Source organism: Ferruginibacter sp. (assembly GCF_014377975.1).
In the GTDB taxonomy this organism is placed as follows: domain Bacteria; phylum Bacteroidota; class Bacteroidia; order Chitinophagales; family Chitinophagaceae; genus Ferruginibacter.
On the sequence record NZ_JACMOO010000197.1, the window covers coordinates 1 to 16,449 of the forward strand.

General features: G+C 38.1%; 17 protein-coding genes. 4 read left to right on the plus strand and 13 right to left on the minus strand.

The genetic code is table 11. From position 1 onward, the window contains the following. From H7254_RS11205 to eat, 7 genes are all read right to left on the minus strand, one after another. Positions 1-751 (minus strand): molybdopterin cofactor-binding domain-containing protein (locus H7254_RS11205; RefSeq protein WP_301933049.1); only part of this gene is annotated, 751 nt, incomplete at its 3' end. Positions 752-756: 5 nt separating this feature from the next. Next, positions 757-1,215, minus strand: a complete 459-nt coding sequence (locus H7254_RS11210; RefSeq protein ID WP_301933050.1) for a (2Fe-2S)-binding protein — start codon at positions 1,213-1,215, stop codon at positions 757-759. 188 nt (positions 1,216-1,403) lie between these two features. After that, entirely contained in the window at positions 1,404-2,768 is a 1,365-nt protein-coding gene (locus H7254_RS11215) for an aldehyde dehydrogenase family protein (RefSeq protein ID WP_301933051.1), read from the minus strand. Continuing rightward, the gene (locus tag H7254_RS11220; RefSeq protein WP_301933052.1) at positions 2,765-3,493 is read right to left on the minus strand and encodes a gamma-glutamyl-gamma-aminobutyrate hydrolase family protein; all 729 of its coding nucleotides are present in this window, start codon (positions 3,491-3,493) and stop codon (positions 2,765-2,767) included. Before H7254_RS11220 ends, H7254_RS11215 begins: the two co-directional genes overlap by 4 nt. Continuing rightward, a complete protein-coding gene (locus tag H7254_RS11225; protein WP_301933053.1) occupies positions 3,493-4,644 on the minus strand; it encodes an iron-containing alcohol dehydrogenase in 1,152 nt (383 codons plus the stop codon). Before H7254_RS11225 ends, H7254_RS11220 begins: the two co-directional genes overlap by 1 nt. A 244-nt stretch (positions 4,645-4,888) precedes the next feature. Continuing rightward, positions 4,889-6,262 (minus strand): glutamine synthetase family protein, encoded by a 1,374-nt coding sequence (locus H7254_RS11230; protein ID WP_301933054.1) that lies wholly within the window; start codon positions 6,260-6,262, stop codon positions 4,889-4,891. Beyond that, entirely contained in the window at positions 6,234-7,601 is a 1,368-nt protein-coding gene (eat, locus tag H7254_RS11235) for an ethanolamine permease (protein WP_301933055.1), read from the minus strand. The genes H7254_RS11230 and eat overlap by 29 nt, the downstream gene beginning before the upstream one ends. 147 nt (positions 7,602-7,748) lie before the next feature. Between eat and H7254_RS11240 the strand changes: the two genes are divergently transcribed. Further along, positions 7,749-8,039: a hypothetical protein gene (locus H7254_RS11240; RefSeq protein WP_301933056.1), complete on the plus strand. Its 291-nt coding sequence runs from the start codon at positions 7,749-7,751 to the stop codon at positions 8,037-8,039. Between the two features lie 157 nt (positions 8,040-8,196). Next, the gene (locus H7254_RS11245; protein WP_301933057.1) at positions 8,197-8,736 is read left to right on the plus strand and encodes a nucleotidyl transferase AbiEii/AbiGii toxin family protein; all 540 of its coding nucleotides are present in this window, start codon (positions 8,197-8,199) and stop codon (positions 8,734-8,736) included. 128 nt (positions 8,737-8,864) lie between these two features. Here H7254_RS11245 and H7254_RS11250 read toward each other — a convergent pair whose 3' ends face one another. Continuing rightward, positions 8,865-10,106 carry a multidrug effflux MFS transporter gene (locus tag H7254_RS11250; protein ID WP_301933058.1) on the minus strand — a complete coding sequence of 414 codons (1,242 nt, stop codon included), beginning with the start codon at positions 10,104-10,106 and terminating at the stop codon, positions 8,865-8,867. A 162-nt stretch (positions 10,107-10,268) separates the two neighbouring features. On the opposite strand from H7254_RS11250, the gene fabG reads away from it, so the two are divergent. After that, entirely contained in the window at positions 10,269-11,024 is a 756-nt protein-coding gene (fabG, locus tag H7254_RS11255) for a 3-oxoacyl-[acyl-carrier-protein] reductase (RefSeq protein ID WP_301933059.1), read from the plus strand. A gap of 186 nt (positions 11,025-11,210) precedes the next feature. Here fabG and H7254_RS11260 read toward each other — a convergent pair whose 3' ends face one another. The 3 genes from H7254_RS11260 to H7254_RS11270 all read right to left on the minus strand — a co-directional run bounded on the left by H7254_RS11260 (position 11,211) and on the right by H7254_RS11270 (position 13,999). Continuing rightward, positions 11,211-11,945, minus strand: coding sequence for a carbonic anhydrase (locus tag H7254_RS11260; protein ID WP_301933060.1), 735 nt, complete (start codon positions 11,943-11,945; stop codon positions 11,211-11,213). A gap of 18 nt (positions 11,946-11,963) precedes the next feature. Continuing rightward, positions 11,964-13,583, minus strand: a complete 1,620-nt coding sequence (locus H7254_RS11265) for a SulP family inorganic anion transporter (RefSeq protein WP_301933061.1) — start codon at positions 13,581-13,583, stop codon at positions 11,964-11,966. Positions 13,584-13,750: 167 nt separating this feature from the next. Continuing rightward, positions 13,751-13,999: a hypothetical protein gene (locus tag H7254_RS11270; protein WP_301933062.1), complete on the minus strand. Its 249-nt coding sequence runs from the start codon at positions 13,997-13,999 to the stop codon at positions 13,751-13,753. Between the two features lie 292 nt (positions 14,000-14,291). Between H7254_RS11270 and H7254_RS11275 the strand changes: the two genes are divergently transcribed. Next, positions 14,292-14,927, plus strand: coding sequence for a carbonic anhydrase (locus H7254_RS11275; RefSeq protein WP_301933063.1), 636 nt, complete (start codon positions 14,292-14,294; stop codon positions 14,925-14,927). Between the two features lie 21 nt (positions 14,928-14,948). Here the strand turns inward: H7254_RS11275 and H7254_RS11280 are convergent, their stop codons facing one another. After that, entirely contained in the window at positions 14,949-15,581 is a 633-nt protein-coding gene (locus H7254_RS11280; protein ID WP_301933064.1) for a DNA-3-methyladenine glycosylase, read from the minus strand. A gap of 45 nt (positions 15,582-15,626) precedes the next feature. Continuing rightward, positions 15,627-16,400, minus strand: a complete 774-nt coding sequence (locus H7254_RS11285) for an enoyl-CoA hydratase/isomerase family protein (protein ID WP_301933065.1) — start codon at positions 16,398-16,400, stop codon at positions 15,627-15,629. Between the last annotated feature and the right edge of the window lie 49 nt (positions 16,401-16,449).

The following is a 16,449-nucleotide window of genomic DNA, read 5'->3' on the forward strand; positions in this document are numbered from 1 at the left end:
CTATTGCTTTGGCTGCAACACTATCAACCGATTTTATTTTGGTACCGAAAGCCTGCGGTCGTTGAATTACGGCAAATAACATTCCTTCTCTGTAAAAATCCAAACCAAATAGTGGCTTGCCGGTTACAATATCTTTATTGGCTACATTGTTTACGGCTGTGCCGATGATCTTAAAATCCTTTCGGTCTTTTAGCTTTACCTCTTTTGGAACAGACAATTTAGATGCTTGCTCAGCCAGTTCGCCAAAGCCCAGTTTTTTACCCGATTTTGAATGAATAACAAACCCGTTACTTGCAGTACATTCTTCTATAGGTACCGCCCATTGCAAGGCTGCTGCCTGTATCAGCATATACCTTGCGGTAGCGCCGGCAGTTCTTAATTTTTTCCAGGAATGAGGTATAGCACCACTGCCTCCAGTAAGTTGGCGATCAAAGTTTTTGGTATCAAGTGGTGCTTGTAACACTTTTATTTTTGTCCAGTCGGCATCCAGTTCTTCTGCTACAATCATGGGGAAGGAAGTCATTATATTTTGACCTAACTCAGGATTGGGAGATAATATTGTAATTGTACCATCCGCTGCAATGGAGAGATAACTATTAAAATTAAGGCTTCCAGCAAAAGGAATTTTATTAATTAATGCAGGCGTTTCTGATGCTGCACTAAACCAGCTAAAACCAAGTAGCAAGCCTCCTCCTGCAAGGGTAGTTACTTTTAAAAAATCTCTTCTGGTAGTAGATGATGACTTTTGCATACAAATCAAATTTTAGTGCTGGCTAATTTTACGGCTTCTTTAATGCGGTGATAGGCGCAACAACGGCAAATATTACCTTGCATAGCGTCTTCAATTTCTGTATCTGTGGGATGAGGTTTTCTTTTTAAAAATGCTGCAGCTGTCATAATCTGACCAGCCTGACAGTAACCACATTGTGGTACATCAACTTCAATCCATGCTAATTGCAGGGGATGATTGCCATTTACTGAAAGCCCTTCAATGGTAGTGATAGCAGCGGTTTTAATTGCTGAAACTGGCAGGGAACAAGACCTGACCGCAGTTCCATTCATGTGAACAGTACAAGCACCGCATTGCGCAATACCACAGCCAAACTTGGCACCTACCAAACCCATGTGATCCCTTAGAACCCATAACAATGGCGTATCTGCATCAACATCTGCAGTTTGGGGTTTGCCATTTATTTGAAGTGTATAAACAGGCATTATTATTAGATTTTAATTATTTTAAAGTTAAGCAATTTCTTCTTTGTAGTAATAAACTGCTGAGCAAACTCACAATTTTAACAATTTAGCCATTAAAAGTGTTCACTCACAAAGAGTGCCTTGTTGTAAATAAATAAGAAAAGAAATTAAATTTATTAGTAAACACCAAACACCTTTTAGGGCAAAAATTATCCCCTGATATGATAAGCCTTTGGTTGTACAAATGCCCTAATACCCTGGTATGATAAAGTAGCTCCAAAGCCGGATTGCTTTCTGCCTGACCAGGGTAAATTAGCACTCACTCTATCGCAGCAATTCCAGTAAACAGTACCGGTTTGCATTTCGTTCATTACTGCCTCTGCCCGGTCAAAGTTTTTTGAATATACGGATGCTGTAAGGCCATAAGTAGTGTCCTGCATTAATTGTATTGCTTCTGCATCGTCCTTTACTTTCTGTATTCCAACCACCGGCCCAAAAGATTCTTCGGTCATCACTTTCATGGCATGGTTTACATTGATCAAAACTGTTGGCTCAAAATAATAGCCTTTGCCGGATGGAATTTTTCCACCACTCATAACGGTTGCTCCAAGATTTATGGCGTCATCAACCTGATTAGATAAAAATGCCTGTTGCTCTTTTCTGCTCAGCGGACCAATATCTGTACTTTTATCAAGCGGATTTCCGATAGTTAATTTTTTACATTGTTCAACATAAGCTTTTACAAAAGCATCGTACACATTTTCCTGCACATAAATTCTTTCAACAGCACAACAGCTTTGGCCGCTGTTATACACAACACCTTCCAATGCATCGCCTGCTGTCTTCTCAATATTTTCCACATCATCCATCACATACAATGGGTCTTTACCTCCCAACTCCAGTTGACAGGGCACCATTTTGCCCGCCACTTTTTCAGCAATGTATTTTCCGGTACGGTAACTGCCGGTAAAAAAATAACCGTTTAGCGGTAATAGCAATAACTCTTCTCCTACCTGCCCTCTGCCGATGGCTGTTTGAAAACAATTTTCAGGAACACCGGCCTTGTACAACAGCGCTTCAATATGTAACCCGGTTAGTGTAGCATATTCTGAAGGTTTATAAAAAACAGTATTGCCGCCAATTAATGCAGGAATAAAAACATTTACGCCCACTAAAAAAGGATAGTTCCAGGCAGAGATATTTGCGATTACTCCTAAAGGTTCGTACACAATTTTTTCTTTGGTAGCACCTTCTGTGGTGATCCATTCTTCTGCCAGGTATTTTTCTGAATTGTCTATAAAGAATTTGATACGGGCACGGGCACCATTCACTTCATTATAAGATTGTTGCAATGGCTTTCCCATTTCACTGGTAAGTGTGTTGGCCAGTTCGTCTTTATTTTCTTCCAGCAGATCATGAAATTTTTGGATCACTGCCACTCTTTCTGCTACGCTAACTTTTGCCCAGGCCAGCTGTCCTTTTTTAAGCAGTTCAAATTTTGCCTTTATTGTTTCTACAGTATCTTCTGCAACTTCAGTAATGATTGTTTCTGTTGCCGGGTTAATTATTTTCATGTTGGATTATTTATTGATTTTTTTATCTCTGATATAAACCTGTCCCTGATATTTTTTGTTGATGGCAATTCGCTTAAATGAAATTTGTACATCCTTTCGGGATGCCATTGAAAGCCTAAAAAGAAGGGCTTGTTATTTTTATCTGCCCATTCCACTCCTTCTATTATTCCATCATCTGATTTACAATTAACTAATAATCCTTTACCCAAATTATTGATGCATTGGTGATGGGCACTGTTGGTGATGGTTCTGTCAACGCCTGTTATTTCGTTCAACAACGTTGCAGGCACAATATTTATTCCATGCGCTTTATCCTGCTGCTCAAACTTGTGAATGCCGTTTGCTTCGGAGCCAATGTCTTGCGTTAAATTTCCTCCCAATACACAATTTACTAATTGCATGCCTCTGCAAACTGCAAGTAAAGGAATATTATTTTGCTGGCATTTTTCGAAAACCGCCATTTCAAATACATCTCTTTCTTCCTCAAAAGATTGGGGTGCATTGGGATAGTGGATAATGGTGCTATTATAAAATTTAGGATGCATATCAACCCCGCCGGATAACACAATACCATCAAAATTTTTGATGTTTTCAAGATCTGTATCAAGAGGCGACAAAGTAGTAATTTCTATAAGCTCATTGCCCTTTAGCCAACGCACATAGTTGCTGTGCTTTTCGTCTGTTCCGGTATAGGTTACACCAATTTTAATGATAGGTTCATTCATTACAACGCTTCTGTATACAATTGTTTAAAATCATTTCTTGTTACGGGCTTCGGATTATTTGGATGACAAAAATCTGCCAATGCAAGGTCGCTCAACGTTTCAATATGTTCTTCTTTAACACCAATATCTCTGAGCCTTGTTGGTAACCCAAGTTGTTTATTTAATTCAAACAAATGGTTTATTACTGCTTCCCCCGTTGTTTCGCTCAACTCCATTGTAAGTGCCATTCGTTTAAATTCAGTCTCCAAGCCCGGTGCATTAAAACGCATACCATATGGCAGGTTTACCGCATTGGCCAAACCATGGTGCGTATCTAACAAAGAAGATAAAGGATGGGCAAGAGAATGTACTACGCCAAGTCCTTTTTGAAAAGCAACGGCGCCCATTAATGAAGCAATCATCATCTTACTTCTTGATGCCAGATCTGGTTTATTTACAGCGTTAACAATTGATTCATTTATTAGAGAAATTCCTTCCAGGGCAATACCCGCCGCCATTGGGTGAAAGTTTTTTGCAATGTAAGCTTCCATGTTGTGCGTTAATGCATCCATGCCGGTTGCTGCGGTAATGAAAGAAGGTAGTTCCATTGTTAGCAACGGATCGGCAAAAACAATTTTCGCCATAAGCTTAGGCGCAAATAAAATTCTTTTCCGGTGTGTATCATCTTCCGAAATAATGGCGCTTCTTCCTACTTCACTTCCTGTGCCACTTGTAGTTGGTACGGTAATAAAATAAGGTACAGCTTCTGTTACATATTGATCGCCACCAATTAAATCATCGTACTCAAATAAATCTCGGTGATGATTAATTCGCAACACAATTGCCCTTGCCACATCCATTGCTGCACCACCGCCGATACCAATAATGCAATCTCTATTGGTTGCTTTGTAAACATCGCCGCCTTTTAACACATCGCTCTTTACGGGGTTTTTGTGAATGTCTGAAAACACTTCTACCGAGATTGATTTTGCAGTAAGACTTTCTTTTATTGCTTTAAAAAAATCCAAGCCACTCACCATGGGATCGGTAACCAATAATGGCCTGCTTAAACCATTTGCCAATAAATGAGCAGGCAATTCTTTTACTGCACCGGCACCAAAGCGAATAATTGTTGGAAAACTAAATTGTCTGATGGTATTAAAATCTGTCATAGTTTTTATTTTTTATGAAATACGGATGATGCGAATTTAGTGGATCAACTCTTATTTTTTATGATCGTTTTATTCCCTGTTTTTATTTGCACTCCAAATTTTGAAAGTGTACCAAATAGCTGAAAAAGTAAAAGAGTGCGATCCCGATAAAAGATCGGGACTGGCTGCCAATGAAGATTCACATTGCTGCTGTATTTGTTCGGTCAACAAAAGCGTCTCAACGTGTTAAAAGCAACACTTTTCTTTAAATTATTTCAAGGTATCTTTTCAATTCCCAGTCCGTTACCACTTTTGAAAACTGCCGCCATTCCCATTCTCTTGTTGCAGTAAAATGTTCAACAAATGCTGCTCCAAATAGTTCTTTTGCAATGGGCGAAGTTTTCATTGCCTGTGTAGCATCCCACAAATTTTTAGGCAAGGTTCCATTCCTTTTATCTGCATAACCATTACCCACTGTTGCGGATGTTTTCAATTTCAGTTTATTATTAATGCCATATAAACCTGCAGCAAGGCAGGCTGCCATTGCCAGGTAAGGATTGCTGTCGCTACCAACTACCCTGGTTTCCAATCTTGTTGAACTGCTGCTGCTGGGCAATGCCCGCAATGCAGTTGTGCGGTTGTCAATTGCCCAGGTTAAAGTTGTTGGTGCCCAGGCTCCTTCTACCAATCTTTTATAACTATTAACTGTTGGTGCAAACATAGGCAGTATATAAGGCAGACAAGCCAGTTGACCAGCCATATAACTTTCCATTAACGAGCTGATTCCTGTTGCTTTATTTTTATCGTAAAAAAGGTTTTGCTTTTTTACTGCACTCCATAAGCTCTGGTGAACATGGCCACTACAGCCCGGTAAATTTTCGTTGAACTTAGCCATAAAAGTAGCAATCACACCATGGTTATGAGCAATTTGTTTGGTACCACTTTTAAAAAGCACGGCCCTGTCTGCCGCTTCTAATATTTCTGAATAAGTGATGGCAGCTTCGTATACACCGGGGCCGGTTTCTGTATGCAAACCTTCAATAGGTACACCAAACTTTTTCAGCAGTGTAAATAAGTCATTAAAATAATCATTCTTTTCTGCTGCTCTTTGTAAAGAATATCCAAACATGCCCTGCGTCATCGGTTTTGTATCCCGAAATTTTCCTGCATACAATTCTTCTGTATTGTCTATTAAATTAAACCATTCAAACTCCTGCGAAAAATAAGGCGTGTAGCCTTTATCACCAGCCTGCTTAATAATTTTTTTTAATAAACTGCGGGGACAAATAGCCAAATCATTTCCTTTGCTATCTTTAAAATCTGCCAGGAAAAATGGCGTATCATTATCCCATGGTATTTGTCGGAAAGTATTTAAATCAATTGCTGCCGTTGCATCGGGATAGCCCGAATGCCAGCCCGTGTACTGGCTATTATCGTAGGCAACATCACCGGCATCCCAACCAAATACCACATTGCAAAAACCAAAGCCTTTTTCAACAATGGAAACAAATTTTTCATAGCTGATCATTTTGCCACGCAGAATTCCATCGATATCGGTAACAGCTAATTTTACTTTTTCCGTGTTTTGTTCTGCTAGTAATTGCAGCACTTTATCCTTTGATAATGGTTGATTCGACATCTGTTTTTTGTTTTACAATAAAATGAAACCAAATATAAGCAAGTACAAGTATAGCAAAAAAGATCAGTGCTAATTTCAGGTTTAATGTGATCATTGCTATCATAGAAATTATTGCAATCACCAACGCTATGATTGGAAAATAAGGAAACATGGGTACCCGAAACGGCCTTGCAAGATCCGGTTCTGTTTTTCTTAATTTTAATACAGCGATCATGGCAAAGATGTACAATGCGATGGCACCAAATACAGCAATGGTAATAATATCACCCGTTTTGCCTGTGAACAAAGCGATGATGCCAATAGTCATGTTCAACAACAATGCGTTGACGGGTGTTTTAAATGTTGGATGAATTTTACCAAAGATGACAGGGATACAACCGGTTTTACCAAACTCGTAAGTGGCACGGCTTGCCGCCAGTATTAATCCATGGAAAGAAGCTACGAGCCCCATTAAGCCAATAGTAATTAACAGATGATATAACCAACCGCTGGTGCCTGTTATTTGCGATAGTGCCATCGGCAGTGGAGAATCTGACGCTTCTGCACCCGGTGTTGGAAATACTACTTTTTCCCAGCCTCCCACTCCTACAGAAGAGATGAATACCAGGGCACATAAAATGATCAATGTGATCAGGGCAGAACCAAAACCTTTGAGTACATTTTTTTGAGGGTTGATTGTTTCTTCTGCTACATTGGCCACACCTTCTAAACCAAGAAAAAACCATACGGCGAAAGGTATGGCAGCCCATACGCCTTTCCATCCATTTGGGAAAGCATTTTGTGTAAGGTTTGACCAATGAAAATGTGGCAGCGTAACACCACTAAATAAAACCAGTTCAAATACTGCGAAGGCTGTAATGATCAGTTCGAAGGTGGCCGCTGCTTTTACGCCATACATATTTAACCCGGTAAAAATTATATACGCCACAATGGCAATTGAGATAACAGAAAATTGTGGCAAAAAAATATGAAAGTAAGCACCAATAGCAGCAGCTATGGCCGGAGGAGCAAACACAAATTCTATAATCTGTGACATGCCTGCAATGAAGCCGATATCTTTTCCCATGGCTCTGGTGGCATAATCAAAAACGCCTCCGGCTTTTGGAATAGCGCAAGCCAATTCCGTATAAGAAAAAGTAAATGTAATGTACATGATGATGATAAAGAATGTGGCGATGGCAAGCCCCAATGTACCGCCTACAGGAAGGCCAAGGTTCCAGCCAAAATACATTCCTGAAATTACATACCCAACACCAAGTCCCCAAAGCATTAAAGGGCCAAGTATTCTTTTAAGATGAGACGATGAATCGGTAATTTCTGTTGCTGGTTTTTCTGTCATCAAAATATTAATTGTGTTTAAAGATAATCATCAATGGGTGTAAATTTTTATTACCATTTTAAATTTATTTACCGAAGAGGCGTTGAAGTGAATTTATTTATTGTAAAGCTGATAAATGGAAGTATGGTGAAAAAATAAAAATGAGGTGTGAAAATTGATACCAGCCAATCTGCTCAACAATATTTTTTTAGTAATGAGCATTTTTTCAAACGTATTTTTAGCGAATTAAGCGTAACTTTAGATGATAAAATAATGGAAAAACAGCAGCCTCATATTATTAATCCAGCCCTGCTTTGGGAGTACGATTTAACTACATTCAATTATGAGAAATCATATAAAATTGTAATTGAAAGAGTATTGCAATTGGGCAATTTAGACGAATGGAGAAATATGGTAAGCTATTATTCTTCACAACAAATATTAGATACGATAGAATAGAGTAGACAGTTAGATGAACGTGACAAAATATTTTCCAAATTTTTTTTAACATCTGAGTTTTTAAATGCTGTATAAATCTCCGTTTATTATTTCACCCCACACTTTTCAATTAATTCAGCAACTGCAGAGTTTGCCAGAGTTAACCGGTTTTTATTAAGTGGGTGGCACTTCCCTTGCATTGCAATTAAACCATAGAAATTCTATTGATATAGACTTATTTACTCAATCCGATTTTGATGACAATGCAATAATTGAAGTATTGCAAAAAAATTATAAAACAGAAGAAGTATTCAGAAGAAAAAATACAATCATCACTTTACTTGATAATGTAAAAACCGATTTTATAAAACATGATTATCCTTTGATTAATGCGCCTATTACCGAGGAAGGTATTACTTATTTAGGCAAGGAAGATATTGCTGCGATGAAACTTCATGCCATTATACAAAGCGGTAAAAGGTTGAAGGATTTTATAGATATTTATTTTTTATTGCAATACTTTACGATGGACCAGCTAATCGCTTTTTTTGTAAAAAAATACAGCTATTCAAACTCTTTAATTGCTTTAAAAGCCGTTACTTATTTTGATGACATTGATGAAAATATAGACCCTCCAAAACTATTGCAACCTTTGCCTTTGGCTGTCATCAAAAAGCGGATATTACCTGCTGCACAAAAGCCGCATATCACCTTTTAATTTGCTGCAATATATTTTCAATAACTTCTCTGGTTCAATACAGTTTCATGTAGCTATAAATGAAAAATACGACCCCCAAAATGTACTACAACACTGCGCCTTAACGTGGGACAATAATTTCTTTTTCCTTAATACTTTTCAATCATATCAAGTGTTTGTACCTCCACATCTTCGGCACTGGCATTAACGGTTATTTTCTTTTCCCTAAAAAATAAGATGATCCAGGAGAGTAAAACACAGGCTGCCATTACACCCGTCATAGGCATTGCAGAATGAGGGTTGAATAACCCTACAACAGCAGAAGACAAAGCTCCGAAACCCATTTGTATGGCTCCCATTAAAGCAGAAGCACTACCGGCATGTTTGCTAAAAGGTGCCATTGATAAAGCGGATGCATTGGGAAAATTAAAACCCTGGCAGCTGAGGTATAAAAATATGAGTGCAATGGTGGTGTATAAATTAAGCCATCCGGCAGCCGTGCCTGCAAAAAGCAAGAGCCCTGCAATGGTTTGTATGGTTAAGGTGGCTTTTACAATTTGCTGACTATTGAATTTTTTGAGGCACAGATTATTAAGCTGGCTGCTGGTGATGAGGCCTGTAGCAATTAAAGCAAAGATGCCGCCGTATTGTTGTTCTGTAGTACCAAACAGTTTCATAAAAACATAAGGTGAGCCGGCGAGGTAAGCAAACAAACCTGCAGAAGATATGGCGCCTGTAACTGCATACGTAAAAAATTGTGGCTGTTTTAATACTATCCAAAAACTATCCAGGATTGGTTTTGGTTTTAAGGAAAAGGAGGGGTCGGGTTGCCTACTTTCCGGCAACCAAATAACTACCGCAGCAAATAGCAATACAGAAATAATGGTGAGTAAAATGAATATAGCGTGCCATCCAAAATGAGTGATGATATAACTGCCCGCAGTTGGCGCAATAATGGGCGATACACCTAAAATTAAGATCATGTACGAAAATATTTTTGCGCTTTCATCTACATGAAACAAGTCCCTTATGATTGCTCTTGGTGCTACCATTCCTACACAACCGCCTATGGCCTGTAAAAAACGCAATGCAATCAATACTTCAACCGACTTAGTAAATACACAACCAATGGTTGCTGCGATGTACAATAACAGTCCGGCATACAAAGGCATTTTCCTGCCGAACCTGTCTAACAACGGACCGCACAACACCTGCCCTATACAAACGCCAATAAAAAAACTGGATAAGGAGTAAGACACCATTTCGATAGAGGTGTGCAGGTCTATTGCAATTGCCGGAAAGCCGGGCAAATACATATCAATTGAAAAGGGGGCAATGGCTGAAAGAAAGCCCAGTATTAAAATAATGGTGGTCCGGTTTTTTGCATTCATCTTTTAAATAATTGTGCTGATGTATTGTAAAAATATTTTTAGTTTGTTAGATAAGGAATAATATTTTTGTAAGGTGCCAAATGATTCATTTTACAAATTGCATTTGATTGCCGTAAAAATGATTGATTCATTTACTTTTGTTGCCAACTTAACTATACACACATGAAATTATTAGCAGGAAAAGTAGCCATTGTAACAGGAGCAGCCCGTGGTATCGGCGAGGGCATTGCCTTAAAATTAGCAGAAGAGGGTGCTGCAATTGCATTTACTTATGTTAGTGACAGCAGCAGCGAAAGGGCAAAGGCGCTGGAAGAAAGATTAACTGCTTTGGGTGTGAAAGCAAAAGCGTATCAAACAAACGCCGGCAATTATGCTGCCTGCGAAAGCTTTGTAAACGATGTGTTAAAAGAGTTTGGCCAGATAGATATTTGTGTAAATAATGCTGGCATTTCAAAAGATAATTTATTGTTGCGCATGACGCCTGAGCAATGGGATGATGTAATGGAAACCAATTTAAAGAGCGTATTTAATATGACCAAGCAGGTGATTCGCCCGATGATGAAAGCAAAGAGCGGCAGCATTATTAATATGAGCAGTATTATTGGAGAAATGGGTAATGCCGGGCAAAGCAGTTATGCTGCAAGCAAAGCTGGTGTTATTGGTTTTACAAAAAGTATCGCCAAAGAATTAGGCAGCAGGAATATTCGTTGCAATGCCATTGCCCCGGGCTTTGTTGAAACAGATATGACCAGTTATTTAAAGGATGGAGAAGGTGCAGATAAATACAAAGCGGGTATTCCGTTAGGCAGGTTTGGTACTACAGAAGATATTGCAAATGTTACCTTGTTTTTAGCCAGTAACCAAAGCAATTATGTTACCGGCCAGGTAATCAGTGTTTGTGGTGGGTTAAATATTTAAGTGCTCCGCCGCTAAAGATAGAAATGTAGTACGGGTTGCCTATTCGAAAATCTCCGTCTTAGAAATAATTTATTTATTAACCGTGATGTACAACTACTTAAATTATTTACAACTATCACCTGCATAAAGAAAATTTTATGATGCATTAAAAATGCATCATAAAATTTCTCTTACTTATCAGTGGCCTTATTTTACCCGCCGTTGTTTCGTCTTTATTGTAACCCTGTTTTGAGACAGCTTTACTACGGGAACCGCCGATTTAACTTCTGTTGCTTTTGCTTTGGTTCCGTTAATATTAAACCTGTAAATAGAGTCAATGTCTTTCTGCCCATCGTGTATCACGCTAAGATCTTTTACCAGGCCATCTTTTAACCCATATACCCAGCCATGCAAATGCAATTTTCTTTTGCTCCAGGCTTCCTGCACAATGGTTGTTTTTGCCAGATTGCGAACCTGCTCAATTACATTTAATTCAGAGAGGCGGTTTGCTCTATCATCTTCATCTTTAATAACAAGCAGTTCTTCTTGATTTTTATGATACACGTCTTTTATGTTCCGTAACCAATTATCTACAAAACCGTGGTAGGTGTTTGTCATTGCGGCTTTAATACCACCGCAACCGTAGTGGCCGCAAACAATAATGTGCTTTACTTCTAAATACTTTACCGCATACTCCAGCACACTTAACAAGTTGGTATCAGTATGTACCACCAGGTTGGCAATATTGCGGTGCACAAATATTTCGCCGCTATGGGTGCTGGTAATTTCGTTGGCAGGCACACGGCTGTCGCTGCAACCAATCCATAAATAGTTGGGCGTTTGGCCCTTTGATAAATTACTAAAATATTCGGGGTCCTGAAATATTTTTGTTTCAGCATATAGTTTATTCCCCTGTATTAATTTTTGATATGACTTGTCCATAATTATAGTTTTTTTATGTTAGTGAGTTGACTGTACGTTTAATAAGTTTTCGATTTGATATTTTTCCTGAAACCCTTCCAGTTTGCAGGTAATGTTTTTAAGCGGTGCCTTTATATCCCTGAATTCTTTTATCAGTTCCAACACATCAAAATCTATATAATCTGTATTGGAAGCATTGATGGTAACCCGGGTGTTTCCTGGTATATGATCGAGCGTTTCCCTTATGGCGGCCTTGTTTAAAAAAGAAACTTCTTCTGACAAATGAATGTTAATAATGTCATTTTCCTGGTGTTTGTCTTTGTGAAAAAAGTAGGAATTTTTTAGGTTGCCGTGCAGGATAGCTCCAAAAGCAGCTATTAATCCGGCAATAACACCTACCAGTAAACCTTCGCCTTTTAGTGAGGGATACAAGCCCAATAAATCAATACAGATGATAACAATTACAGTAATGAAAAAAGGTATGTACTGGTATTTGCCATTTTTTATCATTTGAGAAAACACCGCTATTTTACAAAGCTTATAGCCAGTTATAAGTAGTATAGCAGCCAGTGCAGATAAAGGAATGTAGTTGAGCAGGCTTGGGATAGTAACCACACAAACCAATAATAAAATACCATGAAAAATAGCAGATAATTTAGACTTAGCACCTGCATTTACATTAGCACTGCTTCGTACAATTACACTGGTAATTGGCAACCCGCCTATTAAACCAGAAACAGCATTTCCTATTCCTTGTGCCAATAATTCCTTGTTTGTGTTGGTTACCTTTCTTTCAGGATCCAGGTTATCTACGGCTTCAATGCTTAGTAAGGTTTCCAATGTAGCAATAATGGCAATCATAATGCCGGTTACAATTACTTTGCTATTTAAAAAGCCATTAAAATCAGGCAACGTAAAAAAACTGAAAAACTCTCCGGCACTTTTAGCTGCTTTTATTTGTACTAAGTGATTGTCTTCCACTACAAGCGGGCTTTGCGTTGCTTTAAATATTTCATTGATTAAAATTGCTACAATAACTGCCACCAATGCACCCGGTATAAATTTCACTTTATTTTTTATAAAAGGCTTTTCCCATACAATCATTATCAGGATAGATACAATACAAATAATAAACACCCCAACTTGAATATGCTGCAATGGTTCCAACAGCTTATGCCAGTCTTCACTTCCAAAGGAAACCAACTCTGTTAGATTCCCTTTTTCTTCTTTTTCGTAGCCCACTGCATGTGGAATTTGTTTGGCAATAATCAAGATGCCGATACTTGTAAGCATGCCCTTAATAACACTCGAAGGAAAGTAATTGGCAATGCCACCCAGTCTGGCCACACTCATCAGTATCTGCAAAATACCCGCAATTAACACCGCACAAAGAAAAAGATCGAATGCACCAATATTGGTAATAGCTGCCAAAACCAATGCTGCCAAACCTGCAGCTGGTCCACTTACGCTAAGCTTTGAACCACTTAAATATCCAATTACAACACCACCGATAATACCAGATATTAACCCGCTAAAAAAAGGAGCTCCTGATGCTAAAGAAATACCTAAGCAAAGGGGTAAGGCAACTAAAAAAACTACTAATCCTGATGGTAAATCATTTTTTAAATACTTAAACATTGATTCTTTTGTACTTGACATAATGTGACGAATTTTTACAGATATGAGGGCAAATGGCGTAATAATGCAAAATATAAAACACACAACATGTGTTTATAAGCAACAGAATTATTACAGTTAAGATGGACATTGTATGAACATCCTGAACATGATAAGGAATAAAATTTAAATTCTCGGATAAAGTGTACTTATACTAACACGTCGGGAGGTGGACATACCACTTCTGTAGAATGATTGGGAGGTATTTGATCTGAACAGTGCAGATAAGCAACGATTTTACTTTCTGCAAAAAAAGCAACGTAAGTATGAATGGCCGGAGGAAGAAAATGTGGTTCTACACTACATTCAACTTTTCCATTATCACTGGCATTGAGAGGCATTTCCTCCGCCCATTGATTGTTGCTAAGCATATTACCTATCTGAGTAATAGGCAACATTTGCAAAGTCATCAATAGACCTAAAAATAATGCTATGATTTTTAATTTTACCATGTGAGTTGCTGCAAATATAGGAGCAAAACGTTCTTTACAAAAAAATGTTATCAATCTTAACAATTATTTCTTTAAACGGATAAAAATCTCCGTTTTTTAAACACTTAAAAAATCACATTAATAAATTCATTTTTTTATGTGATTTTTTTCATTAAAAGATAAAGTACTTTTTGAGCAATCGTAGGGAAAATGTAAATTGTATTTTAAATACAAAATCATTAATAAAAATCTAGCAATTATGAAACCATACGAAATATTATTAAGTGAAAATAAAAAATGGGCACAAGGCAGGGTTGCACATGATCAGGATTATTTTAAACGCTTATCCGATTTACAAACACCGGAATTTTTATGGATCGGTTGCAGCGACAGCCGTGTGCCGGCCAATGAAATTACCAATACCCAGCCGGGAGAAATTTTTGTACACCGCAATATTGCCAACCTTGTAATACATACGGATGTTAACCTGCTGAGTGTTTTAGATTACGCCGTGGTACATTTAAAAGTAAAGCATGTAATTGTTTGTGGTCATTATGGTTGCGGTGGCATTAAGGCTGCCATGAGCAACACAAGTTATAGCCAGGTATTAAATATGTGGCTTAGAAATATCAAAGATGTTTACCGTCACAACAGGGAAGAACTGAATAACATAACTGATGAGAACTTGCGTACAGACCGGCTTACAGAGCTAAGTGTAATAGAACAGGTACAACGGCTTGCCAAAACATCTATTATTCAAAAAGCATGGAAAGAAAGAGATGCGCCCGATTTACATGGCTGGGTGTATGGCTTAAAAGATGGTTTGATAAACCCGGTTTTTGAAATGAAGTCTAATACCGCCCTTGATCCTTTATATGAATATAATAATTTATAAATAGTGATAGAAAGTGATTGGTTATATAGCCTGTCGCTTTCTTTTATTAAGGTAACTGTGCCATAAAATAAATGCTGCAACAGTTTGGTATGGTTTCCATTTTGCTGCAATTATTGCTATTGCTTCCCGGGATGTTTCTTTTGGTAATTCTTTTGTTTCTCTTATACTTTTTATCAATGCAACATCTCCCAGCGGAAATAGATCGCTGCGTTGCAATACCATCATTAAATATACATCCACACTCCAGTTGCCGATTCCTTTTATTTTTGTCAGCGTAGTTCTTATGGCATCATTGTCCATTGCATTTAACTCCTCCAGGTTTAGCTGACCACTTATTAATTCACTTGCCAAATGCCTGGTGTAAATAATTTTTTGCCTGCTGAAATAACAGGCTTTCAGCTCTTCGGTTGATAACAACAATAAATTGACGGGAGTAATTTGGCCAATCTTTTCTTTGAGTTTATTGAGAGCTGCCAATGCTGAAGCAAGCGACACCTGTTGCTCCAAGATAATGTGAACCAGTGTTTCAAAAGTAGCGGCTCTTTTCCACAAAGGAGGATAGCCGTATTGGTGAATGATGGAATGGAGATCGTGATCTTGTATTGCTAGTTTATCACAAATAGAGATGAAGTTTTTCTCAGTAAAAACCTCCATTTTATTCTAAAGTTTTAAGGGAACTTAATTCCTGTATTAGTCTCATTACATTTTTGTCTTAAATTTTACAATGGCATTTTTAGTGAATTCGCTTAAGGCTAATTTTCCGCTAATAGCTGCATGTTGCTTTAGTAATTCATCCCAGTTTTCTGTTCCCTGCCATAACATTTTTTTCATTTGTGCCATTGCCTGCGGACTGCTATGTGCTAAATGATTGGCCAAACGAAAGATAGATTCATCCATACTCTCAACAGTTTCATGCACTTCTGCAAACATATTTTTCCTTTTTGCCCATTCACTGTTGCGCCATATAGCTGCATCAATTGCCAAGGCACTAAAAGCTGCGTTACCAATTTTTCTTTCTACAACAGGGCCAATAACAAACGGACCAAGCCCCATGGCCAGTTCGCTTAATTTTATTTCTGCAGTATTTAATGCAATGGCATAATCCACTGCCGACGCCAATCCCACACCACCGCCAACGCATTTGCCCTGTATCCTGCCAATTATAAATTTGGGGCATTTTCGCATGGTATTTATTACATTGGCAAAGCCACTAAAAAATTTCAATCCTTCTGCTTCGCTTTTTACAAGGGCCAGTTCATCAAAACTTGCGCCTGCACAAAAGGATCTGTCGCCTGCACTTTTTAGTACAATTACTTTAGTTTCATGATGTGTAGCCGCAATGTGAATTTGCTTTGCCATTTCTTCCAAAATTTCACCAGGTAAAGAATTGCTCTTGGGGTGAAAAAATTCAATGGTGGTAACACCTTTGTGGGTTTCTGTTTTTACGTATCCTTCTTTTATTTCCTGTATCATGGCTATTTTTTTGGAAATTAATTATATTTTTTCTTACCCATTGTTAATA